The 25518-nt window shown below is 35.3% G+C and carries 21 protein-coding genes and 5 tRNA genes; 1 reads left to right on the top strand and 25 read right to left on the bottom strand.

Translation table 11 applies throughout. The features are described from left to right. Nucleotides 1-2 precede the first annotated feature (2 nt). The 17 genes from rplK to rpsU all read right to left on the bottom strand — a co-directional run bounded on the left by rplK (nt 3) and on the right by rpsU (nt 9679). Nucleotides 3-446, bottom strand: a complete 444-nt coding sequence (gene rplK / locus AC5XHR_RS09925; RefSeq protein ID WP_495950630.1) for a 50S ribosomal protein L11 — start codon at nt 444-446, stop codon at nt 3-5. Between the two features lie 346 nt (nt 447-792). Beyond that, complete coding sequence (locus tag AC5XHR_RS09920; protein ID WP_495950629.1) at nt 793-1521, bottom strand: LuxR C-terminal-related transcriptional regulator; 729 nt, start codon at nt 1519-1521, stop codon at nt 793-795. 89 nt (nt 1522-1610) lie between these two features. Then, entirely contained in the window at nt 1611-2321 is a 711-nt protein-coding gene (locus AC5XHR_RS09915) for a hypothetical protein (RefSeq protein ID WP_495950628.1), read from the bottom strand. 30 nt (nt 2322-2351) lie between these two features. Continuing rightward, on the bottom strand, nt 2352-2936 hold the full coding sequence (locus tag AC5XHR_RS09910; RefSeq protein ID WP_495950627.1) for a hypothetical protein: 585 nt from the start codon (nt 2934-2936) through the stop codon (nt 2352-2354). Between the two features lie 80 nt (nt 2937-3016). Further along, nucleotides 3017-3631: a hypothetical protein gene (locus AC5XHR_RS09905; RefSeq protein WP_495950626.1), complete on the bottom strand. Its 615-nt coding sequence runs from the start codon at nt 3629-3631 to the stop codon at nt 3017-3019. Nucleotides 3632-3787: 156 nt separating this feature from the next. Further along, nucleotides 3788-4987, bottom strand: a complete 1200-nt coding sequence (locus tag AC5XHR_RS09900; RefSeq protein ID WP_495950874.1) for an NAD(P)-dependent oxidoreductase — start codon at nt 4985-4987, stop codon at nt 3788-3790. Nucleotides 4988-5111: 124 nt separating this feature from the next. After that, nucleotides 5112-5654 carry a transcription termination/antitermination protein NusG gene (gene nusG, locus AC5XHR_RS09895; RefSeq protein WP_495950625.1) on the bottom strand — a complete coding sequence of 181 codons (543 nt, stop codon included), beginning with the start codon at nt 5652-5654 and terminating at the stop codon, nt 5112-5114. A gap of 9 nt (nt 5655-5663) precedes the next feature. Beyond that, nucleotides 5664-5870 (bottom strand): preprotein translocase subunit SecE, encoded by a 207-nt coding sequence (gene secE, locus AC5XHR_RS09890; protein WP_495950624.1) that lies wholly within the window; start codon nt 5868-5870, stop codon nt 5664-5666. A gap of 12 nt (nt 5871-5882) precedes the next feature. Next, nucleotides 5883-5953: transfer RNA gene (locus AC5XHR_RS09885), tRNA-Trp, on the bottom strand. Between the two features lie 52 nt (nt 5954-6005). Next, a complete protein-coding gene (gene tuf / locus AC5XHR_RS09880) occupies nt 6006-7190 on the bottom strand; it encodes an elongation factor Tu (RefSeq protein ID WP_495950623.1) in 1185 nt (394 codons plus the stop codon). A gap of 302 nt (nt 7191-7492) precedes the next feature. Then, nucleotides 7493-7564, bottom strand: a tRNA-Thr gene (locus AC5XHR_RS09875). A gap of 41 nt (nt 7565-7605) precedes the next feature. After that, nucleotides 7606-7678 (bottom strand) — tRNA-Gly (locus AC5XHR_RS09870). Between the two features lie 88 nt (nt 7679-7766). Further along, nucleotides 7767-7847: transfer RNA gene (locus AC5XHR_RS09865), tRNA-Tyr, on the bottom strand. Between the two features lie 13 nt (nt 7848-7860). Further along, a tRNA-Thr gene (locus AC5XHR_RS09860) sits at nt 7861-7934 on the bottom strand. 252 nt (nt 7935-8186) lie between these two features. Continuing rightward, on the bottom strand, nt 8187-8477 hold the full coding sequence (hpf, locus tag AC5XHR_RS09855) for a ribosome hibernation-promoting factor, HPF/YfiA family (protein ID WP_495950622.1): 291 nt from the start codon (nt 8475-8477) through the stop codon (nt 8187-8189). 49 nt (nt 8478-8526) lie between these two features. Further along, entirely contained in the window at nt 8527-9417 is an 891-nt protein-coding gene (locus tag AC5XHR_RS09850; protein WP_495950621.1) for a tyrosine-type recombinase/integrase, read from the bottom strand. A 64-nt stretch (nt 9418-9481) separates the two neighbouring features. Beyond that, nucleotides 9482-9679: a 30S ribosomal protein S21 gene (rpsU, locus tag AC5XHR_RS09845; protein ID WP_495950620.1), complete on the bottom strand. Its 198-nt coding sequence runs from the start codon at nt 9677-9679 to the stop codon at nt 9482-9484. A gap of 147 nt (nt 9680-9826) precedes the next feature. On the opposite strand from rpsU, the gene AC5XHR_RS09840 reads away from it, so the two are divergent. After that, on the top strand, nt 9827-12988 hold the full coding sequence (locus tag AC5XHR_RS09840; RefSeq protein WP_495950619.1) for a UvrD-helicase domain-containing protein: 3162 nt from the start codon (nt 9827-9829) through the stop codon (nt 12986-12988). Nucleotides 12989-13019: 31 nt separating this feature from the next. Here AC5XHR_RS09840 and AC5XHR_RS09835 read toward each other — a convergent pair whose 3' ends face one another. The 8 genes from AC5XHR_RS09835 to cysS all read right to left on the bottom strand — a co-directional run bounded on the left by AC5XHR_RS09835 (nt 13020) and on the right by cysS (nt 25509). Further along, nucleotides 13020-14957, bottom strand: a complete 1938-nt coding sequence (locus AC5XHR_RS09835; RefSeq protein ID WP_495950618.1) for a DUF3858 domain-containing protein — start codon at nt 14955-14957, stop codon at nt 13020-13022. 11 nt (nt 14958-14968) lie between these two features. After that, nucleotides 14969-16849 (bottom strand): DUF3858 domain-containing protein, encoded by a 1881-nt coding sequence (locus AC5XHR_RS09830; RefSeq protein ID WP_495950617.1) that lies wholly within the window; start codon nt 16847-16849, stop codon nt 14969-14971. 8 nt (nt 16850-16857) lie between these two features. Next, nucleotides 16858-17367, bottom strand: a complete 510-nt coding sequence (locus tag AC5XHR_RS09825) for a ferritin (RefSeq protein WP_495950616.1) — start codon at nt 17365-17367, stop codon at nt 16858-16860. A 67-nt stretch (nt 17368-17434) separates the two neighbouring features. Continuing rightward, nucleotides 17435-19321 (bottom strand): DUF3858 domain-containing protein, encoded by a 1887-nt coding sequence (locus tag AC5XHR_RS09820; RefSeq protein ID WP_495950615.1) that lies wholly within the window; start codon nt 19319-19321, stop codon nt 17435-17437. Between the two features lie 101 nt (nt 19322-19422). Further along, nucleotides 19423-19824, bottom strand: coding sequence for a hypothetical protein (locus tag AC5XHR_RS09815; protein ID WP_495950614.1), 402 nt, complete (start codon nt 19822-19824; stop codon nt 19423-19425). A gap of 165 nt (nt 19825-19989) precedes the next feature. Beyond that, a complete protein-coding gene (locus AC5XHR_RS09810; RefSeq protein WP_495950613.1) occupies nt 19990-20991 on the bottom strand; it encodes a hypothetical protein in 1002 nt (333 codons plus the stop codon). Nucleotides 20992-21113: 122 nt separating this feature from the next. Then, a complete protein-coding gene (locus tag AC5XHR_RS09805) occupies nt 21114-23765 on the bottom strand; it encodes a 4-alpha-glucanotransferase (protein WP_495950612.1) in 2652 nt (883 codons plus the stop codon). Nucleotides 23766-24048: 283 nt separating this feature from the next. Then, nucleotides 24049-25509: a cysteine--tRNA ligase gene (gene cysS, locus AC5XHR_RS09800; protein WP_495950611.1), complete on the bottom strand. Its 1461-nt coding sequence runs from the start codon at nt 25507-25509 to the stop codon at nt 24049-24051. Nucleotides 25510-25518: the final 9 nt, after the last annotated feature.

Genomic DNA, 25518 nt, shown 5'->3' with positions numbered 1-25518 from the left:
TTTTAAGCGTTAGTTGGTTTAGTTCCTGTTACTCTAATTCCCATAGATCTAGCTGTTCCTGCAACCATTGTAAGTGCAGAATCCAACGTAAAGCAGTTAAGGTCTGTCATTTTGTCCTCAGCGATCTTTTGAACCTGAGCCCATGATACAGCACCTACTTTGTTTCTGTTTGGTTCTCCAGAACCACCCTTGATCTTAGCAGCTTCCATTAACTGGATTGCAGCAGGAGGAGTTTTGATTACGAATTCAAAAGATTTGTCTTCGTACACTGTAATTACTACAGGCAAAACTTGTCCTGGCTTGTCTTGGGTTCTTCCGTTAAATTGTTTACAAAACTCCATGATGTTCACACCTGCAGAACCCAAAGCTGGACCTACTGGTGGAGAAGGGTTAGCAGCGCCACCTTTCACCTGAAGTTTTACCATTTTAAAGACTTTTTTAGCCATTTTAAATTTGTTTTTTGTTGAATACTAAATGAGTTTGGAAGCATTTATTATTCTACTGCTTGCTCTTCTCACATCACAAGACAGTATTTTGGTTTGCAAAAATAAAACTATTTTTTGAAATAGCAAAACCTAAATCACTTGATTTTGTGAAAGTTCACAGAAAAAATAAATTCAGAAAAATTGGTATCGAAAAAATCCCCCATATGAGGTATTGAACGCTGCTTTAATATTTCAGAATTTTGCAGGACTAATAAACCAATAACCATGAAAACAATTTTTTAAACGGTTTTCACCTCACGAGATTTCTATAACACGAATGATAAAAGGCTCTTTTCAGAGCCTTTTTTTAATCTGCGATATGAGAAAAACTTAATTTCTTTATCAGTTCAATAAAACTATTCGAGTCGGTTTTATTAAGAATATTCTTTCGATGGGTAATCACTGTGTTTTTACTGATATGCAATAAATCAGCAATTTCACCACTATTTCTCCCTTCTTGGATTAATGAAAGAACCTCAAATTCACGATCGGAAAGATTGTAGCAATTATCCGAATCAATGAAAATATTTTTAGTCTTGTCGTAAATTTTATAATCCCGCTCCGGTCGCACTGCATACATAGGAATCCGACGGTGATTAACTAACGTTTTGGTAAGATGCCCTGAATCATTTACTTCGATCGCTTGACACTCTTGTTGAATCATAATATATTTCCCGGATTTTGTTCGAATTCGGTACGTATAGTTCATTGTATATTTAAAATGCTGATTAAAACTCAGCGAATTTGTAAAATGCAAACCTCGCTCTTCACACTCAAAAAAATAATCCCGATCCTCCGGATGAATGATCTCTAACAATAAATCTATCGTAAAATCGGATGACTTATACCCCGTAATGGTTTCAAAAGCAGAATTCGTAAAGATTACTTGATTGGAAAAAGAATCGAATAGAAAAAAATACGAGGTGATTTTTTCAACTTCTTTTGCAAGATTGTCTTTAGAAGAATAGGATTTTTGGCTAATAACCAAATCACCCCATTTTTCAGTGTTTAAAATATTTTTCTCTTCGTTACTCATATTTTAAAAAAATATCCATTAAAAACAAATATACAAAAAAAATACATCGCTATTTTTTAGCGATGTATTACAAAAATAAATATATAAAACTAAAAACCTGTCGGTTTAGGTACAGAGTATGTGCTAGCAGAACCGTCGTTACCACCTAAGTTCACACTTTGATTTTCGATATTTTGCTTTGTAATTAGATAACGATATGCCATCATATACAGCTCGATACGGAAACGATAGGAATTCGTATCAAAATCCGAAACACGTCGGAATGTACTGTTGGTAAAGTTTGCACGAATATGCCAAAAATCGTCAGAACCTTTATAAGCGGTTATGTTGGGGGATCCTTGTACATTTGCATTGGTATTTTTTAAGGTCACTGTTGTTGTTCCGTTAATACTAGAGTTAGAGTTCGAGCTATAGTTTTTAAACGCATAATTGTGAATGACTAAAACAAACTCTTTCGTACTAATTTTGGTATTAAAATCTGTTATACCCGAAGAAGCAACATTATTTAGATTCAATTGTATATAATTAAATAAAGGTTTGTTTCCTGAATACTTGGTAAACGGCGTATCTTTAGAATTACGAACCGCTTTATCAGCAACCGAAGCCAAAAATTTCCCTCCTGTTTCTAAAGGTTCCCCAGGATCCCTTAAGTAAACAGAATTGGCATATGTTTTTCCATTAACATCTAAATTTTCTTGAGGAACAAAAGGGGTTGATGAAACCCCTACATTCCCCGTTTGTGCAATAATTAGGCTACAGCATAAAAATGCTATAAAAGAATAAATTTTGTTTTTTTTCATGGTTTTTGTTTTTGGAATATATCGTACTAATTATTGTAATCCTTGTGGAGTCACGTTTGATACTCCGCTGTAATTGGGTGTTGCACTATTGGAAACACTTCCTGTAAAGGTTCCCCAATCCTTTACTAATTCACGCTCATAAACTACCAAGCTCAGCTCCCACGTTCCGTTAGTCCCAGAAGTTGTAGTAGAACCCGTAAAGTCGAGATTAATTGCATTGTAGCTAACCCCACCTCGCACAACTTTTGTAATTTCAGTACTAAAAGAACCATATTCACTATCTGAGGTTATAGCACTATTTGCAACTGAAAAGCGAGCATCTGTTATTGCAATCACATATTTACTCTCAGGAAGGTTGGTTACTAATCCTGCAACTTTATCATCATCTACATTACTTACTTTAACGGTGTATTTATTAACAGGACCTACATTCCTCATACTCACATCAAGAAGTTTTAATTCGCCAACTGGAGAGGAAACCTTGGATCTTACCAAGAGAAAGGTATTGATATCATCCGCGGCATCAATATTAATGTCATCTCTTAAATATCCATCAACTAGAATATTTCCGGAAACATCTAATGTTCCTCTAGGTGTTGTGGTACCTATACCCACTTGTGAGTACGCAAGAACACAGCCTCCTAAAAGGAAGCCAAAAAATAAAGAAATTTTCATGGTTATTAGTTTTAGTTTTATTAATTCAATAAGGAACCCGAAGGTGTATAGGTGGCGTTCCCGCTAACATCATAATCCTTTGTTACCGAACTTGCATACGACTTATCAAATACGACAAGGTTTAATGTCCACACTCCTTTTGTGGTTTTATTTTTCGGCGTGAAAGATTCATAATCAGCCTTCAAATGCCATGTATTTTTCCCAGCGGGAACAAAGGCGTAAATCTGAGGAACAGGTGTCATCCTACTATTACTATTGTAAGTCGGGAGATTATACCCATACGATGCAATGATCACGTTAAATTTCGTCGAACTAATCTTCGTATCAAATTGGTTTACCCAATCGTTATCCTTAGTATCACATGTAATTTTAAATTGAATCAAATTCAATGGTGCAGGTGATTGCGGTAAAAAAGTTTGATTATAAGAAGTAATTCTATTTTCTGGCGCGGGCGATTTAATTAAGAAGCTGTAGCCTTCTGAAGCGCCAAGTTTCGAGTAAGGATCCTCTAATTGAGCTCCTTTTGTTTTCATGTTACCTTTAATATGTAACTTCTCTTCGGGATTTTTTGTGTTAATCCCAACCTTTCCTATTGGAGAATTTTGCGCATAGGATACAGCGCTAAGACATAGCATAGCTATGCATAGATTTGTTTTCATTTGGTTTAGGTTATTAGTTTACACAAATATACTTATTTTATGTTAACTACAAACCAATTTTACTAAGTATTACTCTATAAATAGTGTAAATCCTCAATAAAATAACGTAAAAGCATGTTTTTATCTAAAAACTTATTTTACATAATCTGTTAAATAGGAAAATTTTTGGGTTAATTGCCCATCTGAAGTGGTCATTTGCGCCCGTTCAAGAACACCATCTTGATCCTTATTAAAAAAAGCAGGAATTACTTGCTCTAAAAAGATTTCACCAAACCCCTCACTCGCATCTCGGGGAAGCTCACAAGGCAAATTATCAACCGCCATTACAGCAATACTATTTTTATCTAAGAAGGAAATCTCAGAATGAGATTTGGCATCATAACCATAAATAGGATCAGCGATAGTGGACGGACGAATTGTACACGCAACAGGACCATCAATATCACATGAAACATCGGCTACAACTGAAATTTTATTCTTTGGTGAAGCTAACATTTCTTGAGTTAATATGTAAGGTGAACCATCAGCATAGAAGTGTCCCGCTATAAAAAAATCAGCGACTTCAGAAAACTTTCCAAAATCAGAATTATATTCGGAAGCATTTCGGTAAAAATGGGAACGATCCGTTTTCTTACCTTCTTTATGAATGTTATAATCTAATATATCAATTCGAGCATAAACTGGAAAATCAAATTCTTCATTAAGAAAAGAATCAACATCAACTTGCTTGATTTCCATAGCATCCAACATTTCCTTAGCACCGAAAGCCACCTTTCCAGAGCCAGTAAGCACAATTTTAATGTTAGGAAGTGGAATTTGTCTCAATTCGAAGATCAATTCATTTTGATCCTGCAACGTTTCAGCCTTAGGGAGTGTATATAAATGATGCTTTAAACCATAAGCTCGAAAACCATTGTATGCACCTACAATTCCAGCATAACGACCGAAACCAACTAAACGATTTCCATTTGCTTCAACCAAAACTTCGTGGTCGTACAATTCGATATTCTTATCTAAAATAGCGCGCAATAAATCACGATTATACGGTTGCTGCTTAATAGTATGTGAAAAAAAGAAGTATTTGGTGTTCGAAATTAACTGCGCAATAGGAACCTCTTTAACTCCCAACAAAACATCACAATCTGACAAATCGTTAGTTACTTCAAATCCTTTTTCACGATACTCTTCATCTTTGAAAATTCGAACATCAGAAGATTCTACGACTATTTCAGCTTCAGGGAATTGTTTTTTAAATTTTGCTAAAACAGCTGGTGTAAAAACAACGCGTTTATCGGGTGGCGTTTTTCCTTCTCTTATAATTCCGAATTTGATCATAACTAAACTATATCGTGATTTTAACGATTTCATCAAAAATACTGAAAATGAAATCCAAAACAAAATGCATAAAAAAAAGCTGTTGCAAAAACAACAGCTTCTCTATTTGTGATGTATAAACTTATACTTTTTCTACTTGCATGAAGCTTAATTCCATTGGAGTCTTTCTACCAAAAATAAGTACTGAAACTTCCAATTTCTTCTTGTCTTCCAAGATTTTCTCAATCGTACCGTTGAAACCATTAAATGGACCATCAACTACTTTTACGCTCTCACCTACTACATACGGAATCTCCATTTCTGTAGCAAATTCTGAAAGCTCGTCCATACGACCTAACATTCTGTTCACTTCTGATTTTCTCATTGGAACAGGATCTCCACCTTTTGTTAAACTCAAAAATGAGATAACTCCAGGGATGTTTTTAATAATATGCGGAATTTCACCGATAAGGTTAGCTTCAACCATTAAATAACCAGGATAGTAAGGTCTTTCCTTAGGAACTTTTTTTCCATTTCTAATCTGGATTACTTTTTCCATAGGAATTACTACTTGAGTAACAAATGATTCGAAACCTAACCTTCTCATCTCGTTCTCAATATAGTTTTTTACTTTACTTTCTTGGCCACTTACTGACTTCAGCACGTACCACTTCAATTCGCTCATACGATTTTTTTAATTGAATGCGTTAATCAACATTGATAAAGTATTTGTGATTGCTTTGCTAAATACAGTATCTACACCAAATGTAAACAAAGCTAACAATACCGTACCGATAGTAACAACTATGGTCGATGATTGTAAATCTGGCCACTTCGGCCATTCTACCTTATTCTTAAATTCGTTGATAGAACCTTTTATAAATTCTGCTAGTGAACTCATAATAAAAATTTGCACGGGCACTAGGATTCGAACCCAGATCAACGGTTTTGGAGACCGGTATCCTACCATTGGACGATGCCCGTAGATTAAAAAGTTCCGTAAGTTTCCTTACGGAACTTTTGTATAATTAGATGATTAGTCTAAGATCTCAGTTACCTGACCAGCACCTACTGTTCTACCACCTTCTCTGATCGCAAATCTAAGACCTACGTTAAGAGCGATTGGTTGTAACAATTCTACAGTAATTGTCAAGTTATCACCAGGCATTACCATTTCTACACCTTCTGGTAAGAAGATCTCACCTGTAACGTCAGTAGTTCTTACGTAGAACTGAGGACGGTATTTGTTGTGGAATGGAGTGTGACGTCCACCTTCTTCTTTAGAAAGGATATAAACCTCAGCTTTGAATTTTTTGTGTGGCGTTACTGAATCTTTCTTAGCGATTACCATACCTCTCTTGATGTCAGTTTTTTCAATACCTCTCAACAATAGACCTACGTTATCACCAGCTTCACCTCTATCTAGGATCTTTCTGAACATCTCAACCCCTGTAATAGTAGAAGTTAATTTTTCATCACCCATACCAACGATATCAACTGGATCACCAGTATTGATAACACCAGCCTCGATTCTACCAGTTGCTACAGTACCTCTACCTGTAATAGAGAATACATCTTCGATTGGCATCAAGAATGGCTTATCTTGATCTCTTTGTGGTTGCTCGATCCAAGTATCAACAGCGTTCATCAATTCATCAACAGTTGCAACCCATTTTGGTTCACCATTAAGGGCACCTAGAGCAGAACCAGCGATTACTGGAGAATCTTCTGAATAGTCATAAGTAGACAATAAGTCTCTTAATTCCATTTCAACAAGTTCTAACAATTCTGGATCATCAACCATATCCACTTTGTTCATGAATACTACGATTCTAGGTACGTTTACCTGACGACAAAGAAGGATGTGCTCTCTTGTTTGAGGCATTGGTCCGTCTGTTGCAGCACATACTAAGATAGCTCCATCCATTTGAGCAGCACCAGTTACCATGTTCTTAACATAATCGGCGTGACCTGGACAGTCTACGTGAGCGTAATGTCTGTTTTCTGTTTCGTATTCAATGTGTGAAGTATTAATAGTAATACCTCTTTCTTTTTCTTCTGGTGCAGAGTCAATTGCAGAGAAGTCTCTTTTTTCTGCAAGACCTTTATCAGCTAATACTTTACTGATAGCAGCAGTTAAAGTAGTCTTACCATGGTCAACGTGACCAATAGTACCAATGTTCAAGTGTGGTTTGTTACGATTAAACGTTTCCTTTGCCATGATTTAAAGTTATTTTAATTATTAAATTTTAAAATTTCGGTGTGCAAATATAGTGATTTTTTAAATATCAAAAATATTTTTGTCAAAAAAAATTAATATTCAATCACTTGACCTTACAAACCAGCTTAATTCTTATTAAGGAGGTACAAAGGTAAGACAAATTTTGAAAAACCTCGAATTGAAAATTCTAAATTCTTGTTAAGATTTTCTAAACACACTTCTATTATAGAACACTACTAAGAATGTATTTGAAACCTGTATTTCTCCAAATAAAAATCTCCCAGTTCCCTGAGAGATTTTTGAGCCAACGATGAGATTTGAACTCACGACCTCTTCCTTACCAAGGAAACGCTCTACCCCTGAGCTACGTCGGCAAAAAAAAATCACACGCAATTGGTTGGTGTGATTTTCTATGAGCGGAAGACGGGGGTCGAACCCGCGACATTCAGCTTGGAAGGCTGACGCTCTACCAACTGAGCTACTTCCGCATTTTTGTTTCCAAAAACTATGTTGGTAAACGGTGTGCAAATGTAAAAAATACTTTTTAACCTTGCAACATTTTATTTTATAAAAAAGTGGGGAGAGCAGGATTCGAACCTGCGAAGCCGAAGCAACTGAGTTACAGTCAGTCCCATTTGACCGCTCTGGAATCTCCCCAAAGTTTTTACTGAGCCTCCAGAGGGATTCGAACCCACGACCCCGAGATTACAAATCACGTGCTCTGGCCAACTGAGCTATGGAGGCAAAATATTTTTTCTATTAAAGATCTCTATTCTTGAAAAAGCCTTTCGCTTTTTGCGTGTGCAAATATAGAATGTTTTTTTTGTCTACCAAAACTTTTTTTAAGTTTTTTTTTCGAGTAGTTATTTTCTTTTGAATTCCTTCAAACAAAAAATTGAGAATTTCAAAAGACTACTATTCTGTTTTGCGGTGGCAAAGATAAAGCAGTTTATTTGAAATTCCCAAATTATTTTTAGACTTTTTTACACTTATTTTTTAAGCCGTTTCTTTCTTCTTGATTAGTAACTTTTTAGCAGTATCAGCACATTGATCAAGACTATCCTCAAAACTAGAACTTGTCTTTTTTACAACGATATCATCACCCGGAACTACCAAAATGATTTCTGCAGTTTTATTTTCACGATCAGATCGGTTTTCTACTTTCAAGATAACTTTACACTCAATAATCTTATCATAGAACGTATCCAACTTAGCCAATTTTTTCTCAATATGCCCTTCTAATGGTTCATGAGGAGTAAGTCCCATAGACTGCACTGTAATTTTCATAATCTATTCTATTTATCAGTTAAACATCAAAGAAACCTGAAGTTTCTTTCTACTTATCTTTCTTAATCGCTCTTGGGTGCGCTGCGTTGAGCACTTTTTTCAGTTGCTCAATATTCGCATTAGTATACACCTGTGTACTCGCCAAGCTAGAATGCCCTAATATTTCCTTCACTTTGGATATCTCCGCTCCCGAATTAAGAACATGCGTAGCAAAAGTATGCCGAAGAATGTGCGGACTTTTCTTTTCCTTGGTAGTAACAAGACTAAGGTAGAAATTTACGACAGAATAAACAAATTTTTCGCCGAGTTTTTTCCCGTTTTTATTGACAAGAAAATAGATTTCGGAACCAAGACTTGGCTTACGCTCTTTAAGATATCCACCCATTAATGCAGCTAATTCTTTTGAAAAAGGAACAACACGTTCTTTATTCCCCTTCCCTAGTACTCGAATTTCACACAAACCTAAATCAACGTTCTGGTAAAGTAAATTGCAGAGCTCCGCTTTACGCATTCCGGTTTGATATAGAATTTCGATAATTAACTTTTCTAGAAGACTGGAATCCCCATCAAGAACCTGTTCTAGTTGAAGCATCTCATCTTCCGACATGGGAACTTGCTTCTCAGCATAGAATTTTAATGAATCAATATTTTCTAATGGCGAAATTGAGATAGAACCCAATTTCAAATAAAAGAGATAGAAACTACGTAAAGCAGACAATTTTCGATTAATACTACGCTTCAACAAACCTTGATTGCTGATTTCAACAATAAAATTGCGAACTACTTTTTTATCTACAGATAACAAATCCTCACTTCCCTCTACCCTAGCTACAAAATCCAAAAAATCACCAAGATCTTTCTTGTAGCTAATAATGGTATTCTTGGAGTAGCGTTTCTCTACTTCCAAATACTCTAAAAACTTATCAATTGCTGTAGCCATAAAACAAAAATCACTCCCCAAAGATACACAATGGGAAGTGATATATTATAAAAGAAAGCTTGTATTAAGCTTGTTCTTCTTTACTTAATTCTCTTTGCTTATGAGCGGCTTTTAACTTCGCTTGTCTGTTTGTTACAGACGGCTTAAGGAATTGCTGTCTAGATCTTAACTTCTTAACAACACCTGTTTTGTCAAATTTTCTTTTGTATTTCTTAAGAGCTCTATCGATAGACTCTCCGTCTTTTACTGGAATAATTAGCATAGTTTACATCTCATTTTGGATTGCAAAAATAGAATTTAATTTAATAACCACCAAATCATTTTGATAAAAATTCAAAATCCTTTGAGAACACCATTGGAATTAGTGACTAATTTTTGTACTTTTCGGTTCTAATATAACATCGCAAGAATGGCTACAGCGCATCCTTACATAGCAATCAACGCATCTGCTGGTTCAGGGAAAACCTATACTTTGGTGCAGCGAATTTTATTAATTTGTTTAAGCAAACCTCATCAGCATGATGCGATCCAGCATATTTTAGCTTTGACATTCACCAATAAAGCGGCGAGTGAAATGAAAGCTCGAATCTTAGATTGGTTGAAAGCTTTTACAAAGGATAATTACGAGCAAAATATAGATTTAAAGGGTATTCAAAGTGAGTTAAAGTCATTAGGAATAAACGTTTCAATTGCTGAACTTCATGAGCGTTCACAAAAAGTATTAGATTACATTCTGCATCATTATTCTACGTTGAATATTAGCACCATCGATAAATTCAACTCAAAGTTGGTGCGAAATTTCTCTTACGAACTTGGACTTCCACACCAATTTTCCATTGAAATCAATAATGAACCTTTCCTTCTGGAAGCTGTAGATCGCGTTCTGAACGAAATTGGAGAAGAAAATCCGATTTCGGATGCTTTTATGGATTTGGTGGAATACAATTTGGAAAACGATGAAAAAGCAAATGTTAGTCAAACCCTTTATCACAAAGCAAAAAATCTAGCAAACGACGTTCATTATCATGAATTGCAGAAAAATCAAAATTTCAATTGGCCCGCGTATGAAGAGTATAAAAATCAGATTCGCAAGCGTATTATTGAATTAAAAAAAGAAAATCTTGAACTCGCGAAACAAGCCTTAGAGCTCATCCAAAACAATGGTGTATCAACCGATGATTTCCATGGAAAAAGCAATGGACTTGGTGCTTTTTTCATTTCTTACAAACACTTTAATGATGGTAGTAGAGATACCTTTCCATTTCCTGGAGACGAAGAAAAAAAACTAGAAACCTTCCGAAAAGGAAGCGCAAGTAAAGATGTTTCTGTTCAAAATTCGGTTGCTGCTCTTGTTGAGCCCTTACTTGAGTTTCGAACGAAAATTATTCAGAATTATATTGATCAAATAAAAGCGGAGAAGATTTTAAAAGAACTGTTGCCATTCAAGTTCAATAAAGAAATCCAAGATCAATTACAGCTAATTGAAGATGAAAACGACTTGGTTTTACTTTCCAGATTCAACATTTTGATTAATGAAAATCTAAAAAACGAACCTTCCGATTTCCTTTATGAAAAAATCGGAACTCGATTTCAGCATTTCTTTATTGACGAATTTCAGGACACTTCGCAAATGCAGTGGAATAACATTATTCCTCTAAAAGACAATACGGTTTCCTCAGAAAACAGCTCGTTTACCTTGGTTGGTGATCCGAAGCAAAGTATTTATCGATTCCGCGGTGGCGACAGCGAAATTATGTTGAACATTCTCAACGGAAAAGAAGAAAGTTTACTCCAAGCCCAAGTTGAAAACCTAGGCAATAACTGGCGAAGCTCTAAAAACATCGTTGATTTCAACAATGAACTTTATCAATACGTTTCTCAAAATCTAAAAGAAGAACATCAAAATTTATTTGGCGTTTTGGGAATTCAAAATTCAGTAAAAACACATCCTGGACGCGTAAAAATCAACCTTTCGGAATACGACAGAAAAGCAGATCCGTACTTTGAAAATGCGAGCATCCAAATGCACGAAGACATTCAGGAATGCATTAATAATGGATTTTCGCTTTCGGACATCACGATAATTTGTAGAAAAAGTAAAGAAATCAAAAGCTTTTCTTCTCTGTTAGGTCAAAAAGATATTGACTATCAAGGAAAAACGCAGAAAATAAAATGCATCTCGGAAAAAGGCTTGACTTTAGAAATTTCCAATACCCTAAAAGCATTAATCGAGTTTTTGCAATGGAAATTAGAACCTGGAAACCTGCAATACGCAACTCGATTTTTGTATCATTTACACGATTTGGGAAGAATTAAAATGCGAGACTTTACGGAAGAAGTTAGCGTTTTATTTGAATCTCGAAATGCAGAAACCATTCAAAAAGCGATAGAAAATCAATTTCAATTAAAACTGGATTTAGGAGACAGTCCGCAATTGAATTTGTATAATTATATAGAATATTTTCTTCAAGAATTTTCGGTTCCGACTCTTGAAACCGATTACTTACTAAACTTTCTAGAAGTCGTTTTTGGATTTACCCAAAATGCGGGAGCCACTTTGAAAGACTTTCTTAAATTCTGGGAAGAAGAAGCCAAAGATATTTCCGTTCAAGCCAGCGAAAATATTGATGCCATCAACATGATGACCATTCATTCGGCAAAAGGATTGGAATTTCCTGTGGTGTTTCTACCGTTGACCAACGAACAAAAAGATTCTCGATTCAGCAATTGGTTTGATTTGGAAGAAGACGCTTTAAAAACGATTAACCTCAGCAATTTTGAATCTTTGCTGGCTACGTACGATCCAAAAATTCAAGAATTTAACGAAAAAAACACGTACAAAAACACGATTGATCGGCTTTGTGTGAGTTATGTTGCAACGACAAGACCCGTGGAACAGCTGTTTTTATATTTACAAAAGCCTTCTGATAAAGGAAAAGCGAATGAAATATACGAATTCATTCAACACAAAGCAGGAAATCTTGCTAGTGAAACGTCGTTTGATTTGTACCCAACGAGTCCCGATGATTTAAAAAAACAAGCGAAAAAAGAGGCGAAAAAGCAGAACAGTTGGAAAATTGAACGCCTTTCACAAAACGAAAAACATTTAGATAATATTCGAATTGCGACTCCTTCCAAAAACTATCAAAAGACCGTTGATCATGTTAAAGAAGGAATATTTGTACATGAAATCTTATCCAAAATAAAATATCCTGAGGATTTAGATCGCGTTATTACGACGTATGTTCTCAACGGGATTTTTAGTTCAGGGGAAAGTATCAAAATATCTGATAAGATAAAAAGCATTTTAACCAATCCAGAATACGCGCATTATTTTGATAAGGTAAACACCGTTTTTACGGAGAAAGACATGATGATTTCCAATCAAGGAGAAACCAAAATTTTCCGTCCCGACCGCTTAATTGAAACCCCAAAAGGCTGGATTATTGTGGATTATAAGACTGGAGAAGAAAACCTAGAAAAGCACGATGCCCAGTTAGATCAATATCAATCGATTCTTGAAAAAATGGGTAAAACGGTCATCGAAAAGAAAATCATTTATATTCGATAAAAAAAGCCGACGATCGTCGGCTTTTTCTTTTTTATTTCTTTTTTACAGCTGTAACTACTTGTCCTTCGAGTTTTGTAATGTTATCAAAAATCTGTTTGAATGCTGGATAGTATTCTTTCGGAAATGTATAATCTCCAATTGTTACTTTCGTTTCTAGAGTCAGCTTATTCCCTTCCAATGTTGGAATATAAGAATATTGAATTGAATCATCGTCCGTTCTGAATTTTTTGGCTGCAGGAACGTTTTCAAAAACATAACCTTCTGGCAAAACGATTTCCACTTTTTTTACTTTTTCATTTGCTGTAAAAAAATCAATTGGTGCTCTTCGCGCATCTGTTTGACTAAAATCATGGTTTTTAGCATATAAAAACAAAAGTGGATTAAAAGCTAATTTATTTCCAATTGCATCCACAAATGAATCCGAATTAAAATTCAAAGTTGTTTCAAAATCACCGTCTTCACGTAGTTTGCTGCTGATGTCAGAAAGCGCAAATTTGTATTTTTCTTTATACAATTTCACATGCTCTTCCTTCCCATCATTATACATTTCATTCACCATATTTGCATAGAGGTTGGTGTCTCTATCCGAAAATTTACCTGAGAAAGAACCGTCAGGAAGCAATTGTGCATTCACGTTGAGATAGGTTGCACTCTTTTTCGGATAAAACACATCAACTACTTTCGCACTCGAATCCGTCATCAGAACGCCCGTTTTATTTAATACTCTTCTCGGAAGTTCATAAACACGTGCATTTTTAGATGTCGCATCGTAATAATAGAATGTTTTATCCAACTCTAACGCAACAAAAACATAGTTTAGCTGCGCAATAGAAGGAACATAGCCTAACAATTCACCACGATCAATGGTAGATAAAACGACAGGATTAGCATCTAAACCTGTAGATCTCATCAACATTAAAAGAAGCATATTGATTTCTGCCGAGTTTCCACTTTTTGTTGAAATTAAGTTTTTGACTCCCTTATCCGCAGCAACACTCACTTCTTTATTCCATGTATAATTATTTTGAACATACTTTAAAATCGCATTGGCACGATCTAATTTGCTTACAATTTTCGTTACATCTTGCGGAAGAAGATCTTTCACCAAGTTGGCTTTTTTGATTTGCCCACCAAAATCCTCAAAATCATTTAGTCTTTTGCGAATATCCTCCCAAGATGTTGCGTACGATTTGTAGCCATTGTTAATCATGGTTGAATTTAATTCTGCCTTGATGGAAGTCTTATGATTATTATCGTTTAGGACAAACATTTCATCTTTATAGGCAGGAACGTTTTCGTAACCAAAACGATATACTTGATATTCACTTCCATATATGTTCATCGCTTGCATTTCACGAACCTTGGGCGTAACATCTCCTTTATAGTTGATGTTGTAACCTAAATATTTAGGTGAATCTAAAAAGTAATCTACATAACGCTGTGGCAAGGAAGTCTCGATCATAAATCGATCAATACTCCATAAAAAACGAGATGGTGCACCAATGACATATTTGTACTCTACAATAGAACCATTTTTAACATTCGGAAAGGTAAATTTGGTTACTGTGTAGTTTTTATCTTCTTTGGAACGAAATTTCGAATCTTTTTCCACTTTATTGGTCACCACTTTTCCGTCTTCTAAATTATACGTAACCGCATTAAAATTTAAAACTTTCTCACGCTCTCTGTCATCTGTTTCATAAATAGAAAACTCTGGTGAAAGATAAGAATCTGCTTTATCTTTATCATAAATTATCATTCGAGAAATATACGTGGTCTCAATAGTCCCATCCGTTTGAATAACGTTACGCATCGATCGATACAAATATTCGGCTGGCGCATCTGGAGTAATTGTCGATTTTTGCTGTCCAAAATCCTCGGGAGAAATTTTTGAAAGCTCTTTAAATTTCTTTTGAGTAAACCCAAATTGAAATAGTAAAACGAACAAAAAAAGTAGAGTTTTTTTCATATAATGGTGTTTTAGATTTTAGTAACAAGAATTTTCACATTATCCTGATTTATTGTTTTCTTACGAAAATCAATGTACTGAGCGTATTTTTCTTTCGGATAAACTCCTTTATTAATCGTTAAAACTCGATGAACAATAAGTTTCGCATTATCCATTCTGTATTTAATTTGATATGTACCGAACTCGGATTTCAATTCTTTTTCTGAAGGTAAATCCGAAAATTTATATCCTGCTGGCGCTTCGTACTCAATCTCGTAATCATCTTGGTATGCATACGATGTTTCGAAAGGTAATTTACGTTCCGAATCTGAAGTATTCATCGAAAAATCAGAAAATGGAATTACCCCAAAAAAGTAATCATCTCCCAATTTCTTAACATAATCATTGGATTTGAAATTAACATCATACGATATGATGGCGTCGTCTTTATCATTCTTAAAATTAGAAACATCTAGTTGAGAAAAAGCCAAAGCCCCATAATAGGATTTCAAATGATCTTCCATTTCTTTTTTAGAAAACCCCACTAAGATTGAGCTAAAATCATATTGGCCGCCTGTATATTGATGTGCGGAAGTCACTTGAATACTTTTATCGGCGTTTAATTTAATTTTAGCTCTAATTTGCTCTTTGCTCTTTTCTGCTGGTAAAACAGGTGTATTAATAATCTGCGTTCCCTTATCGCTCACTGCCAAAACATTTCGATTGGTTGTACTATACGAAAGGTGATTAAAAGCAATGGTCTGACTGGTATTTTCCAGCCAGATCGGTTTGTCTCCATTCGGGACGTACAAAATAGCGTGATTACCACCCATTTTTGGGAATTTAGGGTCAAAGCTTAACGAGGATTCATCGCTATAGATTAACGCATACTGTGAAGGAATTCCGGCAACTTCCAACATCGTTCTCATATAATTGGTAAGCGCTTTACAGTCGCCATAACGTTTTTTACGAACATCATCGGCAGTCATGGGCATCCAACCACCAATACCAATTGCCACAGCGATGTAGCGATTTTTATCTTGCATGTGTTGGAAGATTTTTTTTACCTTCTCTTCCGTTGTTCCTGTTAAATTCAAAGCAGCTACTTCCGCCTTCAATTCAGGTGTTGCCACGCTTTGCGGAATTAAAAGATTGTTGTAGTACCATTTTCCGAACCCATCCCAATCTTTAATATCTCCTTGTTTTCCTGCTAATGAAAATTTTTCCAAAGAAAACTCAACGCTTGGCGTGATGTATTTTGAAGATGGCGCATATTTCTCAAACTCCAAAGCAGGAATATTTTTGTATTCGTAGAAGTAGGAATTACCATTTTCAGTTGCTTGAACACTTGCAATTGATGTATTAGAAATTTTAGTTCGTAATGGAATTCCGGATTTGTTTTCTATTCTGCGTATTGAGCTTTCAACAGAGGTATGGTATGCCGAAATCCCAACAAAATCAGAAATAAAAACAGTGTCAGACGAATTTTCTGTATAGGAAAGCTTGATCGTATAAGGATAGGTATTGGAGTTTACTTTGAGTACTAAAACACGGTTATCATCATATAAAGCAAATGAAGGTGTATTGCTATAATCGGCAAAATCTTTTCGAGAAAACTTCTCAATTTCTTTCCCTGCAGCGTTATAAGCAACTACTTTGATATCATTCAGCTTTGTATTTTTGTCATAATGCAAAACAATTTGGCTTTGATTGTCGCCTTCTTTTTTAAGAATCGTCCAAACTTTTGCTTTTTTTAATTCAATATTATCGATTGAATTAATGGTATAATCTTCTGTATTTTCACGGACCACAACATAGGCATTCGACTTCATATTATCCGGAATCACTTCACTAGAGACATTTTGTGCATTTGCTGTCGCAAATGCACAAAATAATAGGATAAAAGCCTTCATAACGTATATTATTGTCCTGCGGCAGGATCAAAAACGCGTGTTGCTAGTTCTTGATCGAATAAATATAATGCAGAAGGGTTATCTTTTACCATTTTAATTTTTGCTAAAAGCTGAGATGCGTTCGCCTCTTCTTCTACTTGCTCGTTAATAAACCATTGCAAGAAAGAGGTAGTTGCGAAGTCACCTTCATCATTAGCTGCTTTCACAATATTAAAAATGGATTTAGTCACAATTTTTTCATGCTCTAATGCCTTATCAAAAATATCTAAAGCATCGGCAAAAGCGTGTGGTGGCTGAGGAATTTCCCCAATCACGATATTAGCTCCTACATCCGTTAAAAAATCAAACATTTTATCGGCGTGCATTAGTTCTTCTTTGCTTTGAACTCGAAAATAGTTGGCAATTCCATCTAAATCCTGTGCATAAAACCAAGCTGACATTGACAGATAATACTGGGCAGCATATTGTTCTTTCGCTATTTGTTCATTAATTAATGATGAAATTTTTTCACTGATCATAATCTTAAAATTTTGTTAAAAATACTATTTTTACTTGTAAATAAACAAGATAAAGTTACGAAAATTCTTATTGTGGTTTGGCAATAACCTTTACATTTTCTGCTTGTAGTGCGTTATCCAAAACCTCTTTCAAATAGGAGAAAAATTCTTTAGGGAAGGTTTGTTTCGCTACACTCAGCGTCACTTTGGCTTCCAAAACATTCGCTTGGCTACTCAGTTCATACAAATAAGAAATTTCGGAATCGGAAGTACGAACTTTAAACGGTTTTGGAAGATTCTGAATTCGATAATTCGAGGGAAACTCAATTCGTACAACCTTTTTCAAATCTTGAGCACTTTCAAAACGAACAGGACTTTGGCGTATTCCTTTTTGTTGAGAATAATTAAAATAATCTTCCACTAAAAAAAGTAACGGTTTTACTTCAATCTCACCTTTCTTGCCAACATTTACATACTTTTCATCAAAACTAAAGTTATAGGTGAATGTATTTCCGATTTTCTGAACATTTGGCTCATCAATCCCGACAGGCAATTTATTGACATAATCTTTAAAAAATTCGTACTTGTTCTTGAAATATTTATCATCTGCAAAAGTGGCTAACAGATTCGTCTTTTCTTCTTTAAAGGTTCCTGTTAATTGACCATCTTTCGAAATTTTTGCGTGAACAATTGTGGATTGAGTACTTTTCTGAGGATAATCAATTCGTATAAAAACCGGTTTTTTATCGTCCAACATCAAACCGATTCTGTTAAAATATACTTCTGGAAGCTCATTGACTTTCAAAATAGGATTGGACGCATCATAAAAATAATACTTCCCACCAAATTCAACTGTAGAAATTACATGTTGAAGATTGTCTATAGTTGGCCATGTTGTTACAATTTCGTCCGAAATATCCGGAACTAAAACAGGGTATGCTTTCAGTCCAGCCTTTCTAAAAAGCATTGTCAACAACAAATTAATCTCTGCCGAATTCCCCAAACGTGTTTTCAATAAATTAGGAATTCCTTCTTCTGTAAAAATCCCTTCCTTACCGTTAAATCTAAAATTTTGCTGCGTAAATTCCAAAATCTTTTGTGCTTTAGAATACGTATCGTTTTCAGACAAAATAGACGTTGGCAATACATTATCAATCATTTTAGTTCGCTTCAGCGCTCTTCCAAAATCACTATTTGTACCCAGAAACTCCGCTAGATTATTCCATAAATCTTCATCAGAATACCTTTGGAATCCTCCTGTAAGTATGGGCATAAAAGCCATCCTTCTCCCCTCTTGCCCCATTGCTAAAGGTTCCAAAGTAAAAGCAGGTATATCTTTAAGCGAAATTTTCGTTTCATCACGGTATTTCCCTCCTTTTTTAGCTTCAGCATTGAGTAAATCTCCTTTCGATTTAAAATCCAAATTCCAACCATCAGGAACAATTCCTGAATATTCAAATTGCTTCTGCGGGTAATCGAGTTGAACGTCTACATTCAAATTGGGTTCCATGGTATTTATGGTATAAGAATATTCAATCACGGATCCATCACGAACTTGAGGCAGAAAAAACGTCATGATGCTTCCATACGGAAACTTTTCTTCCTCTAAATCTTTTGAAGTGATTTTCGATTCATAGATTTTATCATCAATTGAATTATAGGTAGTAGCTTGAAATTTCACAATGCGATCTGTTCCTAAATTCCCCTTACGAAGCGGAATTTGATAAAAAATTAAATCTTTGGCTAGTTCTGCATCAAATATTTTAATTCTTTGGGTATTCGTAATATCAAAACTACCGTTATCACGTACTTCATGAACTACATAGCGATACAAAATAATCGCTGGAGTCCCATTAGTATGTACAAAACTTGTAAAGTCTTGCATGTTTACCTTCTCTAACTTTTGAGCATTCATGGGCGAATGCAGAGACAAAAAGCAGAAAAGGACGATGCCAAGTCTAAATTTTTTGACCATAAAATTTTCACATTTATCTTTAGGGAATGTACAAAAAAAAGTGGGACGAATCCCACTTCACTTTAAAAAAACTAAAATTATGAACTATGCTTATTGTTGGCTTATTGCATAGGTTTGTGCATTTTCTTTTTCTGCACCATTGTGGTCTTTTTCTGCATATTTTCCTTCTTCATTTGTTCCCATTTCACATACTGTTCTGGTGTTAAAATCTTTTTCATATCCGCCTGCATTTGCTCTCTTTTTGCTTTATGCTCTTGCATTTGCGCTTTTCTTTCGGCCATCATTTTTTCTCGTTGCCCTTTATTTTGCTCTTGCAAGGCTTTAATTTGGCTTACTTGAGCGTCTGATAATTTCAAATCGGCTTTCATTTTTTCAAAACGCTCTGCTTTTTTTTGCTCGAACTTCGCTTTCTGCTCTGGCGTAATTTCTTTTTTCTGAGTTTGTTGAGCCATGGCTAATGTTCCTAAACCTACCAAAGCAAAACTTAATACTAATTTTTTCATTTTATTATCTAAATTTTTAATTCTGTTTTCTATTTATTTGATTCAATAACCAATTGAAGGTTAAATAGTTATATCATAATTTTTTGTTAAAAAACCACTAAATTTTTCTAAAAAAAAATCCCGATTTAAAATAAATCGGGATTACAAAAAATTGAATGGTCTATCTTATCTCTGAGTAAAACGCTGAACGCTTCCTCGAGATTGAGACTGACTTCTAGTGGAGTTGCCCGATTCTCCTCTAGAAGGGTTTGGCGTAACACGTCGTTCTTGTTGGCTGCGTGAAGGTTGCTGTTGCATTCCACGGTTTTCATTAGAGCGCGTATTTCTTTCTATTTCGCCATAATTTCTTCTTGAATTATCTTGTCTAGGAGCTTCTGCTCGTCTCGTTTCAACATTTCCACGATTCGAATTTCCTTGATAAATCCCTTGATTTCTATTCGAATTCACTCGAGAGCTTTCGTTTCTATTTTCACTATTTGAATTTCGTCTTACTTCATCATTACGAACCGTATTTCGTTGAGAAGCTTCGGCTCTATTATTAGAAGCTCTAAATCCATTTACATTATTCGTATTGTAGTTTCTAGGTTCATTCCATCCAAAGCGATTCGCAGAATATTGGTGGAAATCTTTTCTATTAACATGGTAAACATTAATATTTACATGCGTGTATGCTGGACGAACTCGATATCTTGGTCCGTAGTAATTCGTCCAATGATTTGTATAATAAACCACTGGCGAATATCCGTTGTAATATCTATTTTGGAAAACAACAAACACACGTGGTCCCAAAATACGTTCTAAAGCATAAAAACGATCATAAAACCAACGAACTGGATTCACTCGATAATAGGAATTCCAAACTCCATACGAAGGAAACTGTCTATTCAAATCAATAATCAAACTAATTTGCTGCGGACTCAACCTCATTTGGGTAAAGAAACGATCCCAATTTACTTGAGAAACACTTCGTCTATAATCGCTGTACATATCTTCATAATACCCATCATCATAATAATCTTGTGGATATTCGTAATAGTAATCGTCGGAGAAATAATTTCCTTCATCATACGTATCATACCAGGAATCCTGATATCCAGAGTTTGGATAATATTGAGCATTAGCTAAGCCTAAACTTCCTAACGCTAAGAGTAAAACTATTTTTTTCATTTTTTTTCACATTAATTTGGTTAAAGAATTCCATCGAATTCTATTAGTATGATGTAAAAACAAAAAGGAAGTTAAATCTTCTCGATAAAACTTCCTTTAACTTTCTGATATTCAGAAATATTTTATTTTCTTCCACTATCGGAAACCCATTGTCCGATTTTGGTATTGAATTCTTTTTGATTAACCAAATCTTCCAAATTCAGATGCATACGGTATCTCCAATAATGCGGGAAAACCGCTGGATTATTAATTCTCTCTAAATCTTGTTTTGGATGCGTCAAATACGATTCTGTCGCCAAAAACTCCTGAATTGGAAAAATCGCCAACATTGCATCGTTGAACAAATGCTGTTTCATAATCACTTCCGCCAACTGAGGTTCTAAACTCCAAGGCGCCGTTCCATGCTGATGAAGTTGATCTTTAAAATATTTCACCGAAAGATCTCGGTCTTCTTGCCACCATTGTCTTAACGTAGAACTATCGTGTGACGAAGCCGTAACAACATTCATATAGCTCGCGTTTTTTGGATCGTACCAAAGGATATTTTCCGAAGGCATACGCTGAACTTTCAGTGCCGTAATCGCCAGTTGATCCATTACTACAGGAACGCAATCTGGAACCAAGCCCAAATCTTCCCCACAAATAAGCATATCCGTCGCGTTAAGAATCATCGGAAGCTTTTCCATGGCACTTTTCGCCCACATTTCATCTTGGCGCTTAAAGAAATAATCTAAATAAATAGCGTACAATTCATTTTGAACTGATATCGGTAAAAACTTATACGATTCCGTTTTATTGATGTTAAATCGCGGGTGATACACTTGTTCGCCATCACGATCTTCAGTAAGAAACAGTATGTTTGCTGCTAATGAAATCAACTTTTCAGAAGCCCAATGTGGATTCTCTTCAAAATGTTCTGAAAGCTTTCGTTGCGTATTAAAATCTTCTTTAAATGAATACGTTCCATCTCCTTTTGCATTCAAATAATACTCGGCAATTGGATTTTTCTCTTCGCCGAAAAGATTCCATAAAATTTGATCGTTAATAAAAGGCGTACAAAAACGATCGTAATCAAAAGAAATCCCTTTTTGTTTAAACTCGTTTATCGTTACTGGAATTGCAGGATAGAAATATCCCAAAATACCTTGAGTTGCCGAAAATGGCATTCTCCAAATTCTGAAAAACCCAAGAATATGATCAATTCGCATCGCATCAAAATACTGTTCCAATGCTTTGAAACGATTTTTCCACCATTGGTAACCGTCTTGCTTCATTGCTTCCCAATTATAGGTTGGGAATCCCCAATTTTGACCTAAATCGGTAAACTGATCCGGTGGTGCTCCAGCTTGGAAATCCATTCCGAATAATTCAGGTTCCGTCCATGCTTCCACAGAATAGCGGTAAATACCAATCGGTAAATCGCCTTTTACAGAAACTCCCAATCCATGAGCGTAGTCAATCGCCTCTTTCAATTGCAAATGAAGTTGATACTGCACCCAAGAATGCATCATCGCCGTTTCATAATCCTTACTTTTTGGAGCAAAAATCGCAGAAACTTTTCCTGCAATATATTTCTTATGCGTTTTCCAGTCGTTGAAATTCGGTGTGTTATATTTATCTCTCAAAACACAAAAAGCGGAATACGGCATCAGCCACGCTTCCTGTTCTTTTTGAAATTTTTTGAAATTTTTATCTTTTAAAATCTGAACTTTATTCGCTTCAAAAACAGCTTGAATAAACTTCCATTTTCCAGAAATCATCTTTTCGTAATCGATGACTTCTAAGCTATTCAACTCCTCTTTTTCTTTCTGATAAGCTTCAATATTCGCTTTTGGAATCTCAAAATCCAATTTTTCTAGCGAAATATATTGTGGATGAAGCGCATAAACCGAAATCGCCGCATACGGATATGAATCTGTCCAAGAATAATTTGCCGTTGTATCATTAATTGGAAGAATCTGCATGATTCCTAAATTCGTTTGGTGCGACCAATCTGCCAATAATTTCATGTCTTGAAACTCACCAACACCAAATCCACTTTGAGACCGTAAGGCAAAAACCGGGACAGCAACACCCGCTGCATGATACAATTCCCACGATTTGAATCTAAAATAATGATCGGATTTCACCATCAAAATTTCATCTTCCGAATTTGGATACACCCAACGATTATCACCGTATTCAACATCGATTACATCACCCGAAACGGTATCCATGATTCCGTATTTGTAGTAGATCAGATTTTGATCAGGAATCGTTACACCCGCTTCCCAAACTCCGTAATCCGTTTGATACATGGGAACCGTTTTCAAATATTCCCAATTTCCAAGTGATTCAGAGCTTCCAAGCAATACCACTCTCCAATTTGGATGATACAAAGGTGCTTCAATCCTGAAATGATGGGTATGTTTTTTCAAAAGCGAAACTTTTTCCGCTTTGAAATTTCCTAACTTATTCTTTAGAATTTTGTTGTTAAGATAGTTCTCTGGATAATTTTTGTTATTCCAAACATCATAGATTTCAAATTCATCATACGAATGAGCCAAAGCAAGTTCGTGCAATGAATATTCTTCATGCAAAATCTCACCTTGGTCTGTAACTACTTGATATTTGTAGCTTAACGTTTTTGAGAAATAATCAATCTCAGCTGTCCACCAACCGTGGTTTTCGTATTTTAAATCATAGGTTTTAACCGCTTGATGATTCTCAATCATAATCAATTGGAGCTTTTCTCCGAATTGCGTATTGAAATTAATGTGAAAGAATAACTTCATAGTAGGGGAATTTTACGAATTGCAATTTATAGAAATTCTCTAGAATCCCATCTATTTACAGTGAAAAAAAACAAAAATTAATTTTATGTTTATTTGTTGATTTACAATAATTTACAAAGCTTACGGAGAAACATGACACAAATCAACTTGATGAAACTGAGTCAAAAAGCAAAATAACCCGCTTTCAAGACCTCACAAACTTCATTCCCTCAAAATGAGGGAATAAAGAAAAACTCCTTTGAAAATTTCAAAGGAGTTTCTTTTATTTTTTTAAATCGTTTGATTAGCTAATTTGATACGAAGTTCCGTCACGACCGTCCTTCAATTCGATACCTTCTTCTAGCAATCGATCTCTAATTTGGTCTGAAAGTTCAAAATTCTTCGCTTTACGCGCTTGGTTTCTCAAATCAATCAAAACTTGCAATGTTTGATCTAATTTTTGATGATTGCTTTCTTCTACATTTTGCAAACCTAATACATCGAAAACAAAACCATGAATTAGCGACTTCAACTCTGCTAAATCCTCCGATGTAATTGTTTCCTTACCATCTTGAATCGCAAAAATCCATTTTACAGCTTCAAATAAATGCGCAATTAAAATAGGTGAATTAAAATCATCGGTTAAAGCTTCGTAAGCTTTTTGCTTCCACTCGGCTACATTGATCGACGATTGTGTTGAAGTTGGTAAATTATCTAACAATTTCACTGCTTCCATTAAACGATTGAAACCTTTTTCGCTCGCCACCAAAGCGTCGTTAGAAAGATCGACCACACTTCTGTAATGCGCTTGCAAAAAGAAAAATCGAACGACAGAAGGATGAAATGCTTTTTCAAAAAAGCTATTATCACCGGTAACCAATTCCATTGGAAGAATGGTATTTCCCGTTGACTTACTCATTTTTTGACCATTCATCGTAAGCATGTTTGCGTGCATCCAATAATTTACTGGAGGCGTATCATTGCAGGCTTTTCCTTGCGCGATCTCACATTCGTGATGCGGAAATTTCAAATCCATGCCACCACCGTGAATATCAAATCGATCACCAAGATATTTCGTACTCATCGCTGTACACTCCAAATGCCATCCCGGAAACCCTTCCCCCCAAGGCGAAGGCCACTTCATAATATGTTCTGGTGAAGCTTTCTTCCACAAAGCGAAATCCTGTGGATTTTTCTTTTCACCTTGCCCATCCAAATCACGGGTATTTGCAAAAAGTTCTTCGATATTTCGCTTGCTTAATTCACCATAATTTCCGCCACGAGCATTGTATTCATGGACATCAAAATATACTGAACCATTGCTTTCGTAAGCAAAGCCTTTGTCTATTAAAAGTCTTGTTAACTCCAACTGCTCAATAATATGTCCCGTTGCGGTCGGTTCAATATTGGGCGGAAGATTGTTAAACATTTTTAGAACTTGGTGAAAATCAATCGTATATTTCTGAACAATTTCCATGGGTTCCAATTTTTCCAAACGCGATTGCTTCACAAAACGATCGTTTTCAACAGAACCATCATCCGTAAGATGCCCTGCATCCGTGATATTACGCACATAACGTACTTTATACCCTAAATGCATCAACGTTCTATAAATGAAATCGAAAGACATAAACGTCCTCACGTTCCCCATGTGAACATTAGAATAAACCGTTGGGCCACAAACGTACATCCCGATGTTTCCTTCTAAAATTGGTTTGAAAACTTCTTTTTCACCCGAAAGTGAATTGTATATATTAAGTTGCATTATACTTCT

It is taken from the genome of Kaistella sp. CFF1-2 (assembly GCF_059509915.1).
Note: the sequence above shows the minus strand (reverse complement) of the source record. Positions and strands in the feature narration are given on the sequence as shown.